We start from the raw sequence: 15,631 nt of genomic DNA on the forward strand, positions 1-15,631 counted from the left end.
AGAAGTAAGTAATGACATGCAGTAGATACCCAGTAGGAAGAATGGTACTATTAGCATCCTGATGCACTTCCATTATCCAATGTTTGAACGATTCCATATAAACGATTTCATTGAGGATGGGGTTTGTCACCATAAATAAGATGTGTTTCGTATCATTCGCTAAAAAATCGAATAGGCAAATCAAAATACTGACCAAAGTTAGCCAAAGACTGAACTTTTTAAGCAGGATCATTTTGTTCTCACTCCTAAATATGGATTCGGATCTTTCGGACTATGGTCATGGACATATCACTTCCGTGCGTGTACCAGCATCTTATTACACCGACATGTTAGAAAGCAGGTTTTAAACAAGTAAGTGCAGACGATGTCTTAAAAATGAACGAAATAGTTTTGGATATTTTGATACGTTCATTGATTTGTTGCCGAATACAGGAAACTGGACGAAAGGTAAAAAGCTACTTCAGACTGACTATGTGAGCCAATAACGATCTTGAATCATGAGTCGGTTTTTTAAAATTGGCACGTTCTTCTCATGTTCACAGGCTAAGACATGCTATTTAATTATCAGCAAAAAAGAAGCGACTTCCAAGAAGAAATTGGGGACTAGTCGTGAAACAAAAGAGAGAATCATTCGTCAAAGTAAGTGGGGAAATTACATATATTTACATGTAGAAATGCTGTAGTATTCTACCTTTTTTAACAAAATAGAAACGGAGGAAGTCTCCGTACGCTGGATCCAAACTCTTATTACATGGATGATATGAGTTCATGTAAAAAAGAAATGGGAAGGACGAAAAATGAAATGAAGAAAAATAGACAATTTATATTATCAACACTAATAGTAGGTTTTCTTTTTGGCGGGGGCTATCTATTTTTAGATTCTTATAAAATCCAAACGATTCGTGCTTACGACCAAACATCTCATAAACCAGCAAAAAGTGATAAGCAGACTATAAAAAAAGTAGATGTATCGGGAGAGGTCGTAGAGGACTTCGACAGTATCCAAAAGCTTAATGAAAGCGCTGAAGTGATTGCCAAGGTTGAAATCAATGTATCGGAGAGCTTCCAGTATAAAAACGTCGTATTTACCCGTAGTGATGCAAAAGTCAAACAAGTGTATAAGGGTGATGTAGAGCCGGAAAATGTGATCAAAATACTAGAGACCGGCGGATATAAAGATGGAACAGAGTATACTTTTGAAGGTAATGAGGTATTTGAAACAGGTGAAAAAGCGTACGTATACTTAGAAAAATATGAAGGTCCCGTTGCCAAAGATGCGTACGTAATTAAAGGGGTTTATCAAGGGAAATTCCTCGAAGAAGAAGGTGAATTGCAGTCTCCTAATGGAGTGGCCAAAGGATTGCAGGTAAATAACGAAAGTCAATTACAACTTGATTAAAATTAATGACATTAGACACGTTCCCCCCGCAAAATCGAGAGGGAAAGTGTTTTAATCCTGCAAACCTACTTAATTTTTCCGTATATGATTGCAGCAATTGTAACAGACAATTTAACAGTCGTGCATATAGGAGGACACCGTGACCTGCACAAACATCACAACAAAGCCAGTAATGGTTGGCAGTCCAAAAACGATATGTTCAAATGAAATCTAAAAATAGCTAACCCGTCTCTGTTTTAAGGAGACGGGTATTTTACTGTGAAGTGTTTATTCGTATCAATGCAAGTTCACAAAATAGAGACCTTATTTGACCAAGATTTCAACCTTGGTTCCGTCTGGAAAATCCTCTAGTTGATTGGAAATCCACGATCCAGCACCGCGATTATCTGAGGGAGATATGTATTCGATATGTGCCCCTGTTCCACCCTCAGCACACATTGCCATCGGCCATTCGTCTCGATCGAACCCCTTTTTTGTAGGAATGCCTTTGAGTGATTCTTCGCGATTTTCATGTGCTCCACTGCGGTCAATTGTGCATACAGCTGACTTCCCAGAGGCAACCGCTTCTTTAATATGCTTTGCAGTCTGAGGGTATCGATCAGACGGAAAAACAATCGTATGGTCTACGTTCCCGTTGCTGACTGTTTTGTTCTCTATTGGAACAAGCCCAAAGAAATAGGCGGCGCCGATCATTAACGCCACAATCAACACCAGCATTTTTTTCTGTGTCATGCTTTTGTCCTCCAATGTAAGTTCTTTATCAATAATAACACCGCCAAACATTATATCGAAGCGTTGTGAATGCTTAAAACCCTCTGTTAACCTTTATCAGAGGTGGGAAGTGTTATGGTTACTTGAGTTATCGTGTGTACTTTTCATTAAGGAAAAAGCTTATTCAAAAAACAGATAAAGACGTATGGTGAATGAAATCACCTTAATCGACGTCCTTGGCATGGAAACCCACGAAGTGGTAGACGCAGTACAGCTCAAACTGGGGTCCAATAAAAGTGCGCAGAACTCCATCGTCAACGTGGAGTTATTTAAAGGGGGTCCGATCACCGTGGGGATTACAAAAACAGGAGCAGCAGATTTTACGAAAGAAGTTAACACGGGGGAATCGATCAAAGAATCGATAAATACAAAAGAAGGCATAGATTACACGAAGTATATTCGCTTGTTGTATCGGTTCGAAGAGGATATGGCAGAAGATGTCGCGCGTTTTTTGGAGCGAGGAAAGTTAGCACCCGAACAATATGTGGGGATTACCGGTGAAGGATACGAAGCATCCGTAGTTGATCAGCAGGTTGTCGGATAGTCAAACGGATGCTTGAAATAAACTTTGTAATTGATCAAATCCCAAGGAACAATACTTGAAACATCTTGCTGAATAAAAGGAAATGGCGCTCCCATAAGTACATGGTCAAGTTGCTTAACGTCAGTAATGGTGACTGGAAAAATAAGTGGAGTGAAAGCGACTAAATCACAAGAAAACCTTGTGAATAGTATTTCAACAAAAAAGTTATTTTGTAGCGGTGACATAAAACATTTCTGCCAACACGAAAACCTGAAAAGCAGCTACACCAAACAGAGCAAAGGCCATCTTACGGTTTTTCTTCAGTTCAAATGATCCTAAAGAAGCCATGACAACGGCAAGGCATATCATCGTTACTATTCTTAAAAAAGCCACATGTGTAAAAATATTCACTACTGCAATAGAGAAGGCAACGACTGAAAAGATATGGAACCAAAGAGGTCTATTTTTCATAAAGGATCACCAACAATTCCCTTTTTACAACAATTTTAACAGATAGACTGATTAAGTCCACTTAACACAGGGGTAATTATAAATTTTGTCATGGTGAATGCCATTAGACCGATCCATTTAGCAGGTGGATCTGGAAACATAGAAAAATGAAAATGTCAAAGAGAATGGTGATAAGAAAAACTCCCTAATAAGCAGGGAGTGGTAATAGTACAACCAATGCTGGTTAGCATGGTGTTTATTGGAGCAGGCTCACATTACATCTCGCGTTCCGGACACCACCAACCGCACCCATGACGCATGCAAATCCAGATACACCCTCCAGCTTGAGCTGGATAATAAGATGAATATTGCACCAATTGACCATTTACTTTCTTGTATTTCTTAGAATTAGCTTTCTTTTTTTTCATGGGATATGTCCTCCTTTAGGATGGGTCTAAAATAAGGTATTAACATAATTTTCCTTTTGACTGTACGAGTGTTCTCAAGTGACAAAAATGGACGGAATAAACCGTTTTAAGTAATTTGGATCTTTGTAGTAACGGGCATTATGTATTCATATTTGGTACCCAGACTTTCTTAGTTAATAAGACAATGAGGCACCATCCTGTCTGATAGGAGGTGCCTCTTCGTGTTTTTTGGTATATTCCATCACTTCAAACCAGGCAAATTGAATCGTATACTTTCCCGCTCCTGTTTTTAGGAGACGGGTTCAAAAGTATCCTATATATCGAAAAGCGAGCGTTAAAGACGTGCTCGTAAGATACACTTTTCATTAATTGACAAGCTTACGGGTGAATTTTATTTAGATTGAAGATGTTCCTCTTGTTTCACTACTTTGCGTGTGTAAGGGATACTTCAAAGGCATCTAAAATCTCTAAAAAATGCGAGGCTTCTCTAAATACATGGTCAGCGAGCAATGGGGGGATTATGCTCTTAATTTTGCATTCCTCAATGAGATCACGAGCTGTTTTTTTGAAGTCACGCAATTGGCGGACAGATACACGATTTTGATCGACAAATTGATTCAGTAACGGTTTCGTTTGAGACTGGGGACGCATGGAATCAAGATCCTGAGCTTGGAACAATAATTGATCAAAATCATGGCTGAATTCTCTAGCTTGATCCACTAGCTTTCTTTCGGAAGGATCGAGCAAATGGTTAATAAATTTCGCATGGTCAGCCATGATTCGTAGGAAAAAGACATTTTCATTAATCACCGCATCTGGTAAGGGATCAAGGTTTCCCGTATTCAATTGTTCTAATCGATTCCGAAAATAGGCAGCTTCCCTGCTCACATGATCGACCAACAGCGGAAAGTTGTTACCACCGATTTTGCAATGAATAATAAGTCCGAGTACTTTGCGTTTGAAAGCCCAAATATAGGAAACGGCATTGTGAACAAGCTGATTAAAGTCATAGATTCGTTGAGGGTCGATGTCAGAAGAAAAGGCAAGTGATTGGTTTTCAATTTCTTCAAAAATACTGTAAAAGCGATTCGCTTCTTCAATCAATTTTGTGTCTTCGCAGTTAAAGCCCAATTTGAGAAACAGGGAGTGTTCTTTCATGATACGAGACCAAAAACGTATTTCCTCTAATGATCGATCAACAAAAACATTTGTCATGTAGTACCTCCGGATAGGATTTGAGCAGTTCATAGCCCATTTTCCACTTTTGATCACACATAATGTATGTCTATGCGTTTACCCAGTTTCGTGAATGGGCAGGAGCACAGAATTAAAAAAATTCTGGTGTTTTCTGGCTTGTCCCACGAAAAAAACTCCCTGTAACGGGAGTTTTCCATGTCAAAAACGACGCATCGAATGCATTTGCGTTCTGTGGTGATGGGCCCTCATGCGATGGAAGTGTTCTCTTTCTCGAAAGGTATGATGACGCAGTCGATCATGACGATGTTCAAAAGCTAGAGAGCGAAAACGTTCTGCTTGCCGCATGTGGTGATGCATACGCTGTCTATGATGCTCAATTGGATCCATGACACTACCCCCTTAACGTTGGTACTAATAGGATATGAGGACAGCTTCCTGCTTGCTTATGCATAAGTGGATATCGTAAAGAAAGAATGAAAAAGAGGCGTAAAGCCTTTCGCTTTCGCCTGGTGATGAACAAGGTTAATCTTTTACTCGATTCGCGGTCTGGTGGGGAAACAGTCTGGTGACGGCACGTCGGAAACCTCAGATAGCTTCATCAAATAGTAGCATTCTTCTCGAGACATATGGTCGGCCATGAGCGGGGATAAAACTCCAAGCAATTCATCACGCATCCGCATCTCTTCCAATTCATGCAAAAATACCTGAAAAAGCTTCATTTCCATTTCTGCTTGATGGTTAAAACGGCGTAATGCCGGGAAGTTATTCAAGTTTGTTCGGAGATACCCGGCTAATTCCACCGCTTTTAGGTAAAAATGCTCGAACTGTTTGGTAAATTGTTCACTTTTAAGCTGATAGTCTTTTTCCACCATGTCCAAAAGGGAAGTGATGGTGGCTGCATGCCCGACCGCATCGGATAGCCACAAAAGATGGAGCTCTACCGGGTGATTGGCAGGTGGCAAGCCTCCGGAGAGAAAAGCATGCAAAATTCGTTCATACTCTTCTAGTTCATTGACCATGTGGTTCATAAACGTTGGGGGAAGACTGATCGATATTGTACTGATGAGGTGCCTTTCCAGAATGTGGAGTTTAAAATCACGCAGTTGTTGCGTGAGTTCACTTGCCTGCTGGTTGAGTGTGTGCAGTTCATCGGAAGACAGCTTCTGCCTGGCGTTATCCAGCAAGTTATCGAATGACATGATATAGTATACGGATCTTTCAATTTCCTGCTCTTCATTCGGAGCGAGTGATTGAAAAATAAAGCGGGCATGATCGCCCAGAATTTGTAGCCAGAAACGATGCTCAAACAACATACTTTCTCTTAAAGGTTCATTCACTGTTGTTCCCTCCTTACTCCCCATCAAGATATGTAAAAGCGCCCAGAAGTGTGTGACGGATTGACCTTGACTCCCAAATGGACATAAATGGTAAAATACTTGTAGGAGGAGCAGCGGTAAGGGGGGAGAAAATGAAGAGACCAATCAAAAATATACCAAAGACAGGCAGCGAATGGCTATGGGATGTAGTTGGTTGTTTATTTTTCGTAGGATCACTATTCTTTTTAGTCATTGTATGGAATAAGCTTCCTGACGAGGTGCCTGCCCATTATAATGCTTTGGGGGAAGTAGATCGCTGGGGCTCAAAATGGGAACTGCTTCTTTTACCCGGGATTGGCGTCTTTATTGTTTTCCTCATGAAGGTACTCGAAAAACATCCAGAGCTCCATAACTATCCGGCACGCTTCTCTGAATCGAATGCCGAGCAGTTTTATTTGCACAGTCGAAAAATCGTGAACCAAATAAAAAATAGTTGCTTAATCATTTTTTCCGTAATCCTGTTGGAGTCAGTTTCTATTGCTCAAGGATGGGGAGGCGGCTTTGGGAAGTGGTTTCTGCCGATCACCATCATTGGGATGATCGTTCTGCTTGTAATAGGAATCGTGAAACAAAAAAAGATTCAATGAGAAGCATGAGCGAGGGGGCCTTCTAACGGAAAGGGCCTCTTCTTGGTTTGAAACGAAAATGATGAGGACATATGTCCTTCCCTATCTACCTTGCCATCCTTTTTAATTAGGAACAGATTAGTGTGAGGTGAGAGGATGAAAGGAATTATTTTTGCTATTTTGGGCGGTGTTTTCATTACCTTGCAAGGTGTAGCGAACGCAAGAATCAGTCAAGATATTGGTACTTGGCAGACCGCGACACTTACGCAGTTAACGGGCTTCCTCACGGCTTTAGTACTCCTGTTGTTTTTTCGAGACGGAAAATGGCAGGCATACAGGCGAGTGAAACCGTTATATTTGACAGGTGGGGCATTCGCTGCGTTTATCATTTTTAGCAATGTTACGGCTATCCAGCATATCGGGGTAACCATGACGATTTCAGCTCTCTTGATTGCGCAGTTAAGTCTGACTTTTCTCATTGATAGCAATGGGTGGTTTGGTGTCGATCAACAAAAGATGAGGCTGCCGCATTTTATCGGGATCGGGATGATGATTCTGGGTGTGCTGATTCTGAGGGTCTGATAGCGAGAGGATGAAACAGAGGGATGAAGGAAATCGAAAATCGTGAGCTTTTGCAACAATATCTCCATGACCATCAGTTAGCGACTGTCTTTCATGAGCCTTTTCTGCCGCATTTGTCCTTGTACCAATTTGATCAAGGAGAGCTCATTTGTGCCCAGGGTGAAGCGACCTGTCACCTGTATGTTTTGGTGAAGGGCAAAGTAAAGATTTTTACGACTTCCCCTGAAGGAAAAACACTGATCCTTTCTTTTAAAAAGCCGCTTGAAGTGATCGGAGATATTGAGTATGTCAGAGGGATTTCTTATCTTAATTCGGTTGAAGCGGCCTCGTCTGTTCAGATGATCGGGATTCATTATCGCTGGTTGAAAAAATACGGGACAGACTACGCTCCACTCCTGCAATTTTTACTGCAAATCATTACGAATAAATTTTGTGTGAAGTCCAATACATTAAGCATCAACCTTCTGTACCCAGTAGAAGTACGTTTCGCTCGTTATTTGTTGTCCGTTTCGATAGAGGAGTGGAATCCTGCCAACAAAGAGCAGATCCGTACAAGCAATCTCTTGGATGCAGCGAATATGATTGGAACGAGCTACAGACATTTGAATCGGGTCATTCAACAGTTCTGCAAGGAGGGACTGATTGAGCGTGCCAATGGATTCCTTCTGATCAAGGATAGGGAAGGTTTAGCTAAAATGGCGAGCGAGACTCCGAACGAATAAGGAGACAGGAGTGTCAAAATCATGGTAGTCGGGCTATTCTTCGCGTTACTGGCTGGCTTGTTGGTCAGCCTGCAAAATATTTTCAACAGGAAAGTAAGTGAACAGGCAGGAACGTGGTCTACGACGACTCTCGTGCTTGGGATGGGATTTCTGTCGTCTTTGACGATGGGTCTTATTTTTGAAGGCGATCAGTTGTTTTCGTTTCGAGCTATGCAGACGTGGTACTGGTTCAGTGGCATGATCGGCGTTGGGGTGGTCTTTTGCCTGGTACAAGGAATGAGACTGCTTGGCTCAACGTATGCTATTTCTATTGTTCTCACTGCCCAGCTCGGTTTTGCTTTGTGGTCGGATTCAATCGGCTGGCTAGGGTTGGTTCAAGTGCCGATGACATTTACGCAATTGTTTGGAGTTTTGGTCATTGTCGGGGGTGTCATTGTATTTAAACTAGGTGGCGAATGGCAACAGAAACGCTCCATAAGTAAGATGTAAATTTATTATTGACTTAATTTTAAACGTCATGTTAAAATAAAAAATTTTAAATTCGATTTTTATGTTATAATGGATATAGATTGCTTTGAAGGAGGTGGACGTATGTTTCAAGTTGGAGACAAGGTTTTTTATCCGATGCACGGGGCAGGCGTAATCGAGGCGATGGAGGAGAAAGAGTTTCTGGGTGAAAAACACCTCTATTATGTGCTCAACATGATGCTGAAAGAGTTAAACATCATGGTCCCGGTTGAAAAGATGTCCGCTCTGGGTATTCGAAAGGTGGTCGAAGCCAACATTCTCGAGAATGTTTTGGCCGCCATACGAGAGGGGCAACGCGACACCGCCTTGAATGCAGCGCAGCGCTACAAGCTTCATACAGAAAAAATGAAGAGTGGCGATATTTACGAGCAATCTGAGGTCATCCGCGATTTGTTTGGAATGAGTAAAGAAAAAGTATTGGGAACGAGTGACAAAGTGATGCTGGATAATGCGCAGCAGCTCTTCATTAGTGAGATTGAACTGGTAAAAGACGTAGATACGGAACAGGCAACAGAAATGCTAAAGCAAGCTATTTGCCCAGAAGAAATGTCTGAGATTGTCCCATAAATGCCATACAAGGGAAGTAAGGGGAGTGATTGTTATTGCAATCGCCCCCCTTTTTTGTATATCCGTCAGAGCAACAGGCCACGATCCAGGGTAAATTCTTGGCGACTGGCAAACTGGTGGTATCCAGCACGTAAAAAGGCTTTGGCCATTGGCGTGTTTTTTATATCGGTATCCGCGCGGATGTAAGTTTCGCCAGCTTGTACAAGAACGTCTGTGGCCTGTTTCAGCAATTGATCAATATAACCGTGTCCTCTTTGCTCGGGGAGAACACCGATGTATCCAATCGTAGCAAAGGTAGGGCTGACCGTAGGCATCAAAAATCCAATGAGCTCATTTTTTGCCGTATAGGCAAGTTGCCACCATTCCGGCTCGTATTTCATTTGTTGCAAATCTTGGAACATCTCCTGTGCCTGGGCTCGAGGGCCTTTTTTCAAGCGCTCCTCTGTTATTTGTTGATCATGGGTGAATTGCGAGACACGCAAGATGGCATCCACAAATGCAGCCTCGCCAACCTCAGGAAGAGTGCGGTACACAATCGGATCATGCGTTTTGTTTGACGGTATAGCAGTTGCCTCAATCGGAGCATGCCATTCGAATCGGTTTGTTTCCCGGCTAATCCGAAAGCCAAGCGCGTCCAGAACATTTCTTTGCTCTTGGTGATCCGTTTGCCATTGGGGAGAGGAGGAAGGTGAATCCAGAACATAGCCGATTTTCTCCGTGAGGTTTCCTGCCATGAGTGTGAAGACTTCGCGTAAGAAATGAGCTGCGAGCGAAGGGCATTCTGTCTCTTTCCATGGAAGCTCCCACAATACCAAATCAGTCGCTTGCTTACTGCCAGGCAATGTCCAGAAAGCAAGACGACCAGCGATCTCACCTTGTACCTCCAGAACGAAGCACCAGTCCTGACGCATGGCTCCTTGTGCGAACATTTTATCGAGGTAAGCAGCGATATCATCCCGCACGGATGCAGGGTGATCCGGGAAGGCTAGAAATGCAGGTAAATCCTCCGGGTGGATACGGCGAACGGTGGTCAAGCAGTCATCTCTCCTTTGTAACCATCTAAAGTGAAATGGTTAGTTACAAGTGGATTTTACCAAAATGTTCTGTCAATCGTCAATCGTCGCCTATGTAGAAAAGAGGAAGGGTAGGGAGCATCCTGCCGGCTCCCTCGTTTGCTCCTGTTGTTATTCAATCAATACGCCCCGCGCCCTACCTATGATGCGGGTGGCGCGACTCCATAGCAACTGGAGCTTTTTTCTCTGCAGGGGGCGCACATACAGATCAGGGCTTTTCAGGTAGGAACGCATGGGGATGACGCGAAAGCATACACGTCCTTGACTTACATACCGTTGCGAAAACGTCGGAATGACCGAAATTTGCTCGAGTGAAACCTGATTCCTCTCATCTTTTTCGACGGTAAATCGCAGGATTGCTCCGCACTGGGATTGATCAAACGAGAGCATTTTCTCTGATGTAAAATTGCCCAAAGAATACGCGACTAGTGTTTGTCTCTTTGTCCCGTGAGGAGTCATGATACTCGGGGTGACGACAGGCTGCAGAACATGTGGGTGAGCCCCGAGGATGACATCAGCACCGTTGTCGAGCAGGCTTTGTACGAGCTGACGCTGGCGAGTCGTTGGAGTATAGCGGAATTCAATCCCAAAATGAAGGGAGATGATCACAACATCGACGTGAGGACGAACTTTTCTCAGGTCGGATAATATTGTGTCAAGATGAAGCAGTCGGACGATCCATGGTGTATGAGCGGGGATCACCTGCTTGTTTGTCCCGTAGGTGTAAGCAAGCAGGGCGATGCGAATGCCGTTTACCTCCTTGATCAGGTAGGTATTTGCCTCCTCAAGGCTTCGATAGGTTCCGGTATGGGCAAGCTTGTATCGATCCAAAACATCAAGGGTTCGGCATAGTCCGGTTACTCCGCCATCCAGACAGTGATTATTCACTGTAGTCAATACGTCAAATCCAGATGCTTTCAAGTCCCGAGCCAATTCATCTGGACAGTTGAAGCGAGGGTAACCGGTTCGTGCCGAACCGATTTGATAGGGCTGTGTTTTCCCGGAAAAAGTGGTTTCTAAATTGCCTATTGTGAGATCTGCCGCTGAGAGAATCGGTGTCACGGGGTGAAACATATCTGTAAAAGTGAATTGATCTGTACCAGGCAGTCTGGCAGTTGCCACCTGCTCTTTCCACATCAGGATGTCGCCTACAGCGGCGATGGTGGCCTTCTTTTTCATGCGCTTCACCTCCCCTCCTACTCTATTCCAGAAGTCGTCCGTCTGATTTGGATAGTAGCGGAACGTTTTCATAGATAATGGTCTATACAGGCTGTCTATGTCGTTCATACAATAGGAAAGCTGATCGAGAGAAGAAGAACGAGGCAAAGGGGTGATACCCGTGAAAAAGAAGAGAAGAGCTGTAGCACCTGTAAAGACGCTGATTCTCGACAAGCCAGTTATTGCTGTGACGGGAAGCGCAGGGAAGACCACGACAAAAGAAATGATCTACACCATCCTGAATCTGCGCATGCCCACATATAAATCGATGTACAACAAGAACTTCCTGGGAAATACAAGAGCGCATACCAAAAGAATTCGGGACGAGCACAAGGCCGTTGTGCTTGAGTATGGAATTTATCGAAGCGGTCATTTGCGACAGCACTGCAAAATCATCCAGCCGTCGATGGGAGTCATCACGAATATTGGCACGGCTCATATCGGAAATTTTGGCGGAGATGCCAGACGGCTGGCATTAGCAAAAACGGAGTTAATTCGCCATATGAAACCCACGGGAACCATTTTTCTGAATTGGGATTGTCCTTATTCTCGCGAGTTTATTCAACAGCCTTACCTAGGGTCGTTCACGGGAAAAATCGTGACATTTGGCAAGGAGCAGGAGGCGGACTATAAGGCGGGGCGAACGAAAATAGAAGGCAATGGGTTTCGATTCGAATGTTCTTTGCGTGGAGAAAAGGAGTCATTTTTTGTTCCTATTCCTGGCGAGCATAATTTATACAACGCATTGGCTGCTATCGCAGTTGCACATACGATGGGGATTCCCGTCGATGACATTCGTCGCGGGTTGAGTCAGTTTCGCGGACAGCGAAAACGCCTTACCAGCTATCGGCTCGCGAATAACATTCAGGTGCTGGATGATACCTTTAGCTCGAATCCGGATGCGGCCAAGGCAGCGATTGATGTGTTAAGTCAAGTCGGGCATACCACAAAGATCGCCGTTCTCGCCAGTATGCTGGAAATGGGCAAATACGATGTGAAAGGTCACGAGGATGTCGGGAAATATTTGAGTCAAAAAAATGTAGACTACTTGTATACGCTGGGAAGTAGTGCCAGGTATATTGCAAGAGCAGCGATTCGCTCCGGATTTCCGGCAAATCGGGTGAGGCATTGCTTAAGTAAGGCAGGCCTGCATCGGCGTCTAGCAAAACAGCTGCAGCCAAATACAGCCTTTCTCGTAAAAGGATCAAATCGGTTGAAAATGGGAGAGACTGTACAATTTTTGTGCAGGGTAACTGCCAATCAAAGCACTGGAAAAAGATAAAAAGAGTGGGGACGCCTGCGGATTTATAAACAGGCTATTGCGGAAAAAATAGGTGAATGACGGCGGGCAAACGCACATACCATCTGTGCGTTTGCTGCATTTCCTATAGGGAGACTAGTAGGAGGTGACACGTCATGTCATATCAATTTCCCCCTGGCGGCCGAGATGGTTCTCCAGGTTTTCCAGGCTCCCCTGGTTCCCCCGGATCACCGGGAGGATTTCCCCCTCCACCACCAGGTCCTCCACCGAGCAGGACGCCAAGTGCACCGGGAGCAAGAGGCTATGGCGGAACACGCCGGATTGATGCTGGCGGATTCTATCCCTGTTTATATCGTTACACGTACGTGTGGTTGCGAAATGGTCGTTCTTTTTGGTTTTACCCCGTCTATGTCAGTCGTCACTCTGTAACCGGCTATCGCTGGAGAGGGTATCGATGGGAGTATTACGGGACAGACTTGGATCGAATCGCTTATTTTACATGTTAATTCCATTCACGAGCAAAAAGGCCATTCCCTGAGAGGATGGCCTTTTTATTTTGGAGGACTTATTTTATGGAGAGTGAGAAATCCTTGTGATCATGAATGTCTCCTTTTTCCACATGGACCTTCACTGTATAATCCCCGGCAGCAGGGAATTGTGCGCTGGCTTCATACTGGCCTGCCGCAGTTTCCGTTGCATCAACAAAGCTGTGCTTCTCGGCATTTCCCAGCCAGAACTCGAATTTGACTGTCGCTTTGTCCAACGCTTTGTTGTCTTTCATCAGATGAACAGTGAGAGCAGATGGTGTTGCGACTTGAATATTGTCGGCTGGAGAGAAATGATAATCAACGGTCTCAACATTCGCGTGACCTGCCGCCCCATGATCGTGTGACTGACCTGCGTCAGCTTGAGGGGAAGATGGCGTCGCCCCAGTCTTGCTGTTTACGGTAAACGGGGTCTTCTGCATGTTGTGGAAATCTCGTGCTGTTACATGGTAGTAGACAAAATAAGAGCCTGGCTCACTAATGGTTTGTTGGGCCGTGTAGACACCGTCTCCTTGCAGAGAAGCCGGGATCGTTTCATGCTTTTCTTGCCCATCTTTCCACCATTCGAATTTTACTTCCTTGGCATCATCCACGGGTTGGCCATCTTGTGTGACTTTAACGGAGAAGGTAACTGTGTCGCCCGCTACGAGCTCCTTTGGTTCCAATGTAAAGGCAGCCTTAACGGGAGCTCCGGGTTGAAAAGCTTGTTGCTCGTTTTCTTTTCCACAAGCGGCCAAAAGGAGCATAAGCATGGATAAGAGCAAAATCATCGTACGTTTCATGTTGGATTACCCCTCCTTTTTCAATTTCAACAATTCCTGATAAATTTGTTCGGGATCGAAGTCGTCGCCCATGCCAAATTTTTGAATGACGGTATTGTTATCATCCACGAGATACGTACTCGATGTATGAGAGATAAACCCATCATCCATCTTATTGGCAAAAAAGCCGAGCGAATTTGTAACCGTTTTGATCGTTTCGTCATCACCCCGAAGCAAGGTCCAGCCTTGTTCTTGAATCCCCAACTGCTTGGCATAGTAGCGCATGACATCAGGGGTGTCGTTTTGCGGATCAATCGTGATGGTCAAAAACTCAACGTCTTGCCCCATCAGGTTTGCTTCGAGCAAACGCTTTTGCAGTTGAACCATTTTTACCGTTGTCGTGGGACAAATATCCGGGCAACGGGTATAAATCAGCTCCACCAAGCGAAATGTTTTCTTTTGCGGTGCTAGCGAATAGGATTGTCCATCGATAGTTTGCAGAGTCACATCATCAGGCAATTTCGCCTGGGCGTTTTTGGGCCCGAACCAAACCCAAGAAGCGACAAGAGCAACAAGGACAAGGACGGGTAACAACAAGAGCAACCGTCTGATTCGGATAGCGGTAGCAGGGGCGATATTCACGTGTGTGTAACGCCTCCTTTCTGATTCTTTTGGCTATGGCGTTATGAGGCCGTCCTCTTCCTGATTCTTTTCTTTTCGATACCAGGTAGAGAAAATGTAAGCCAGGACGACTCCGTACGTCAGCTCCTGCATGAGCTTCATCACGATTCCACCCAGCCGTTGATCGTCCAGAGGGAGCAGTGGAACGGCAAACATCGATTTATCGATCGGCGTGGAAAAGAATGGAGCGCAGAGCATGGAAGGACCGTCTACATATGTTGCATACAAAGGTGTTGCTGAAAAAATAATCAGTGCGCATGCAGGCGTAATCAAAACGCCGTTCGCAAAAATGTAGGCAAGCTTTTGCAGTTCCGACAGACGGTGAATTTCCGGTATCGGTGCGACAACAGGCATCCACATCAAAATTGCAGTCACCAAAAGCAGTAAATGAATCAAATTATGCAGGGCCAGGTTGTTCATTGCCAGGTCTAAAATAACAGGCATATGGTAAAACGAGAACAGGGCATTAAACATGAGAATAGCAGGTATCGGGTGACTCGCTATGCGCATGAAAAGCTTGAGCCCCCGGCGATAAAACAGGGAACGGATCAACCATGACGGGGTCCCTGCCAAGAGCAGCAAGGGCATGACAAGATAAAGCAACGATTGCTGCAACATATGGGCACTAAACAAAAAATGCCCGGCTACGTTCAAGGGACTCCCCATACTAAAGTAAAAACCAAGTAAGCCGAGCGTGAAAAAAGTCTTTTGCTTGCGTGTGACAGGTGTGGAGTCTTGAAAAGTTTGGCGTAATGGTCCGGTTAGTGAAAAATAAGCCAGACCGATTAAGAAAGTCAAAAGAATCAGCTCTGGATTCCATGTCGCCCGAAAGCCAAAGGTTTCAGTGAAATAAGTGAGGGTCATGCGATTACCTCCGTTTTCAAGGATTATCCCCAGTACTCATTATAGGCAAATAACTGGAAAAGCCTAATGACTCGTTCGGGCTATTTCTTCCACGGGAACGGAATTCTTCACATATTTGT

Annotated in this window: 20 protein-coding genes; 10 read left to right on the top strand and 10 right to left on the bottom strand. The window is 44.3% G+C overall.

Going from position 1 to position 15,631, the window contains the following annotated elements:
- The first annotated feature begins 802 nt into the window (after nt 1-802).
- A complete protein-coding gene (locus HP567_RS13300; RefSeq protein WP_173611545.1) occupies nt 803-1,399 on the top strand; it encodes a hypothetical protein in 597 nt (198 codons plus the stop codon).
- Nucleotides 1,400-1,702: 303 nt separating this feature from the next.
- On the opposite strand, the gene HP567_RS13305 is transcribed toward HP567_RS13300, so the two are convergent.
- Nucleotides 1,703-2,131, bottom strand: a complete 429-nt coding sequence (locus HP567_RS13305) for a NucA/NucB deoxyribonuclease domain-containing protein (protein WP_173611544.1) — start codon at nt 2,129-2,131, stop codon at nt 1,703-1,705.
- Nucleotides 2,132-2,459: 328 nt separating this feature from the next.
- Between HP567_RS13305 and HP567_RS13310 the strand changes: the two genes are divergently transcribed.
- Nucleotides 2,460-2,714, top strand: a complete 255-nt coding sequence (locus HP567_RS13310) for a hypothetical protein (RefSeq protein ID WP_173611543.1) — start codon at nt 2,460-2,462, stop codon at nt 2,712-2,714.
- A gap of 204 nt (nt 2,715-2,918) precedes the next feature.
- Here the strand turns inward: HP567_RS13310 and HP567_RS13315 are convergent, their stop codons facing one another.
- The 3 genes from HP567_RS13315 to HP567_RS13325 form a co-directional block, all read right to left on the bottom strand.
- Nucleotides 2,919-3,164 carry a hypothetical protein gene (locus tag HP567_RS13315; protein ID WP_173611542.1) on the bottom strand — a complete coding sequence of 82 codons (246 nt, stop codon included), beginning with the start codon at nt 3,162-3,164 and terminating at the stop codon, nt 2,919-2,921.
- A 254-nt stretch (nt 3,165-3,418) separates the two neighbouring features.
- Nucleotides 3,419-3,571, bottom strand: a complete 153-nt coding sequence (locus tag HP567_RS13320; RefSeq protein ID WP_173611541.1) for a hypothetical protein — start codon at nt 3,569-3,571, stop codon at nt 3,419-3,421.
- Nucleotides 3,572-3,994: 423 nt separating this feature from the next.
- Nucleotides 3,995-4,786, bottom strand: a complete 792-nt coding sequence (locus HP567_RS13325) for a DUF2935 domain-containing protein (RefSeq protein ID WP_173611540.1) — start codon at nt 4,784-4,786, stop codon at nt 3,995-3,997.
- Nucleotides 4,787-4,963: 177 nt separating this feature from the next.
- On the opposite strand from HP567_RS13325, the gene HP567_RS29840 reads away from it, so the two are divergent.
- Complete coding sequence (locus HP567_RS29840) at nt 4,964-5,086, top strand: hypothetical protein (protein ID WP_255675679.1); 123 nt, start codon at nt 4,964-4,966, stop codon at nt 5,084-5,086.
- Between the two features lie 212 nt (nt 5,087-5,298).
- On the opposite strand, the gene HP567_RS13330 is transcribed toward HP567_RS29840, so the two are convergent.
- Complete coding sequence (locus HP567_RS13330) at nt 5,299-6,105, bottom strand: DUF2935 domain-containing protein (protein WP_173611539.1); 807 nt, start codon at nt 6,103-6,105, stop codon at nt 5,299-5,301.
- 131 nt (nt 6,106-6,236) lie between these two features.
- Between HP567_RS13330 and HP567_RS13335 the strand changes: the two genes are divergently transcribed.
- The 5 genes from HP567_RS13335 to HP567_RS13355 all read left to right on the top strand — a co-directional run bounded on the left by HP567_RS13335 (nt 6,237) and on the right by HP567_RS13355 (nt 9,109).
- On the top strand, nt 6,237-6,731 hold the full coding sequence (locus tag HP567_RS13335; protein WP_173611538.1) for a DUF1648 domain-containing protein: 495 nt from the start codon (nt 6,237-6,239) through the stop codon (nt 6,729-6,731).
- Nucleotides 6,732-6,866: 135 nt separating this feature from the next.
- Nucleotides 6,867-7,292: a DMT family transporter gene (locus HP567_RS13340; RefSeq protein ID WP_173611537.1), complete on the top strand. Its 426-nt coding sequence runs from the start codon at nt 6,867-6,869 to the stop codon at nt 7,290-7,292.
- Nucleotides 7,293-7,315: 23 nt separating this feature from the next.
- Complete coding sequence (locus tag HP567_RS13345; RefSeq protein WP_173611536.1) at nt 7,316-8,014, top strand: Crp/Fnr family transcriptional regulator; 699 nt, start codon at nt 7,316-7,318, stop codon at nt 8,012-8,014.
- Nucleotides 8,015-8,035: 21 nt separating this feature from the next.
- Nucleotides 8,036-8,503, top strand: coding sequence for a DMT family transporter (locus HP567_RS13350; RefSeq protein WP_173611535.1), 468 nt, complete (start codon nt 8,036-8,038; stop codon nt 8,501-8,503).
- Nucleotides 8,504-8,605: 102 nt separating this feature from the next.
- Entirely contained in the window at nt 8,606-9,109 is a 504-nt protein-coding gene (locus HP567_RS13355; protein WP_173611534.1) for a CarD family transcriptional regulator, read from the top strand.
- A gap of 65 nt (nt 9,110-9,174) precedes the next feature.
- On the opposite strand, the gene HP567_RS13360 is transcribed toward HP567_RS13355, so the two are convergent.
- Both HP567_RS13360 and HP567_RS13365 read right to left on the bottom strand, forming a co-directional pair.
- A complete protein-coding gene (locus tag HP567_RS13360; RefSeq protein WP_173611533.1) occupies nt 9,175-10,143 on the bottom strand; it encodes a GNAT family N-acetyltransferase in 969 nt (322 codons plus the stop codon).
- Between the two features lie 150 nt (nt 10,144-10,293).
- Entirely contained in the window at nt 10,294-11,361 is a 1,068-nt protein-coding gene (locus HP567_RS13365) for a CapA family protein (protein WP_229088012.1), read from the bottom strand.
- 262 nt (nt 11,362-11,623) lie between these two features.
- Here HP567_RS13365 and HP567_RS13370 point away from each other — a divergent pair, with 262 nt between their 5' ends.
- Both HP567_RS13370 and HP567_RS13375 read left to right on the top strand, forming a co-directional pair.
- Nucleotides 11,624-12,682, top strand: a complete 1,059-nt coding sequence (locus HP567_RS13370) for a UDP-N-acetylmuramoyl-tripeptide--D-alanyl-D-alanine ligase (protein WP_229088211.1) — start codon at nt 11,624-11,626, stop codon at nt 12,680-12,682.
- 134 nt (nt 12,683-12,816) lie between these two features.
- Complete coding sequence (locus tag HP567_RS13375; protein WP_173611530.1) at nt 12,817-13,167, top strand: transporter; 351 nt, start codon at nt 12,817-12,819, stop codon at nt 13,165-13,167.
- 59 nt (nt 13,168-13,226) lie between these two features.
- Here the strand turns inward: HP567_RS13375 and HP567_RS13380 are convergent, their stop codons facing one another.
- The 3 genes from HP567_RS13380 to ctaG are packed head-to-tail and all read right to left on the bottom strand — an operon-like array spanning nt 13,227 to nt 15,512.
- Nucleotides 13,227-13,988: a FixH family protein gene (locus HP567_RS13380; protein ID WP_173611529.1), complete on the bottom strand. Its 762-nt coding sequence runs from the start codon at nt 13,986-13,988 to the stop codon at nt 13,227-13,229.
- Between the two features lie 6 nt (nt 13,989-13,994).
- A complete protein-coding gene (locus HP567_RS13385; RefSeq protein ID WP_173611528.1) occupies nt 13,995-14,609 on the bottom strand; it encodes an SCO family protein in 615 nt (204 codons plus the stop codon).
- A gap of 33 nt (nt 14,610-14,642) precedes the next feature.
- A complete protein-coding gene (ctaG, locus tag HP567_RS13390; RefSeq protein WP_173611527.1) occupies nt 14,643-15,512 on the bottom strand; it encodes a cytochrome c oxidase assembly factor CtaG in 870 nt (289 codons plus the stop codon).
- Nucleotides 15,513-15,631 lie beyond the last annotated feature (119 nt).

The sequence above is a fragment of the Brevibacillus sp. M2.1A genome, from assembly GCF_013284355.2.
Classification (GTDB): Bacteria; Bacillota; Bacilli; order Brevibacillales; family Brevibacillaceae; genus Brevibacillus.

Coding starts and splice junctions, on each gene's coding strand:
- HP567_RS13300 (WP_173611545.1), top strand. CDS start 803: ATGAAGAAAAATAGACAATTTATATTATCAACACTAATAGTAGGTTTT.
- HP567_RS13305 (WP_173611544.1), bottom strand. CDS start 2,131: ATGACACAGAAAAAAATGCTGGTGTTGATTGTGGCGTTAATGATCGGC.
- HP567_RS13315 (WP_173611542.1), bottom strand. CDS start 3,164: ATGAAAAATAGACCTCTTTGGTTCCATATCTTTTCAGTCGTTGCCTTC.
- HP567_RS13320 (WP_173611541.1), bottom strand. CDS start 3,571: ATGAAAAAAAAGAAAGCTAATTCTAAGAAATACAAGAAAGTAAATGGT.
- HP567_RS13325 (WP_173611540.1), bottom strand. CDS start 4,786: ATGACAAATGTTTTTGTTGATCGATCATTAGAGGAAATACGTTTTTGG.
- HP567_RS29840 (WP_255675679.1), top strand. CDS start 4,964: ATGTCAAAAACGACGCATCGAATGCATTTGCGTTCTGTGGTGATGGGC.
- HP567_RS13335 (WP_173611538.1), top strand. CDS start 6,237: ATGAAGAGACCAATCAAAAATATACCAAAGACAGGCAGCGAATGGCTA.
- HP567_RS13340 (WP_173611537.1), top strand. CDS start 6,867: ATGAAAGGAATTATTTTTGCTATTTTGGGCGGTGTTTTCATTACCTTG.
- HP567_RS13345 (WP_173611536.1), top strand. CDS start 7,316: ATGAAGGAAATCGAAAATCGTGAGCTTTTGCAACAATATCTCCATGAC.
- HP567_RS13350 (WP_173611535.1), top strand. CDS start 8,036: ATGGTAGTCGGGCTATTCTTCGCGTTACTGGCTGGCTTGTTGGTCAGC.
- HP567_RS13355 (WP_173611534.1), top strand. CDS start 8,606: ATGTTTCAAGTTGGAGACAAGGTTTTTTATCCGATGCACGGGGCAGGC.
- HP567_RS13365 (WP_229088012.1), bottom strand. CDS start 11,361: ATGAAAAAGAAGGCCACCATCGCCGCTGTAGGCGACATCCTGATGTGG.
- HP567_RS13370 (WP_229088211.1), top strand. CDS start 11,624: ATGATCTACACCATCCTGAATCTGCGCATGCCCACATATAAATCGATG.
- HP567_RS13375 (WP_173611530.1), top strand. CDS start 12,817: ATGTCATATCAATTTCCCCCTGGCGGCCGAGATGGTTCTCCAGGTTTT.
- HP567_RS13380 (WP_173611529.1), bottom strand. CDS start 13,988: ATGAAACGTACGATGATTTTGCTCTTATCCATGCTTATGCTCCTTTTG.
- ctaG (WP_173611527.1), bottom strand. CDS start 15,512: ATGACCCTCACTTATTTCACTGAAACCTTTGGCTTTCGGGCGACATGG.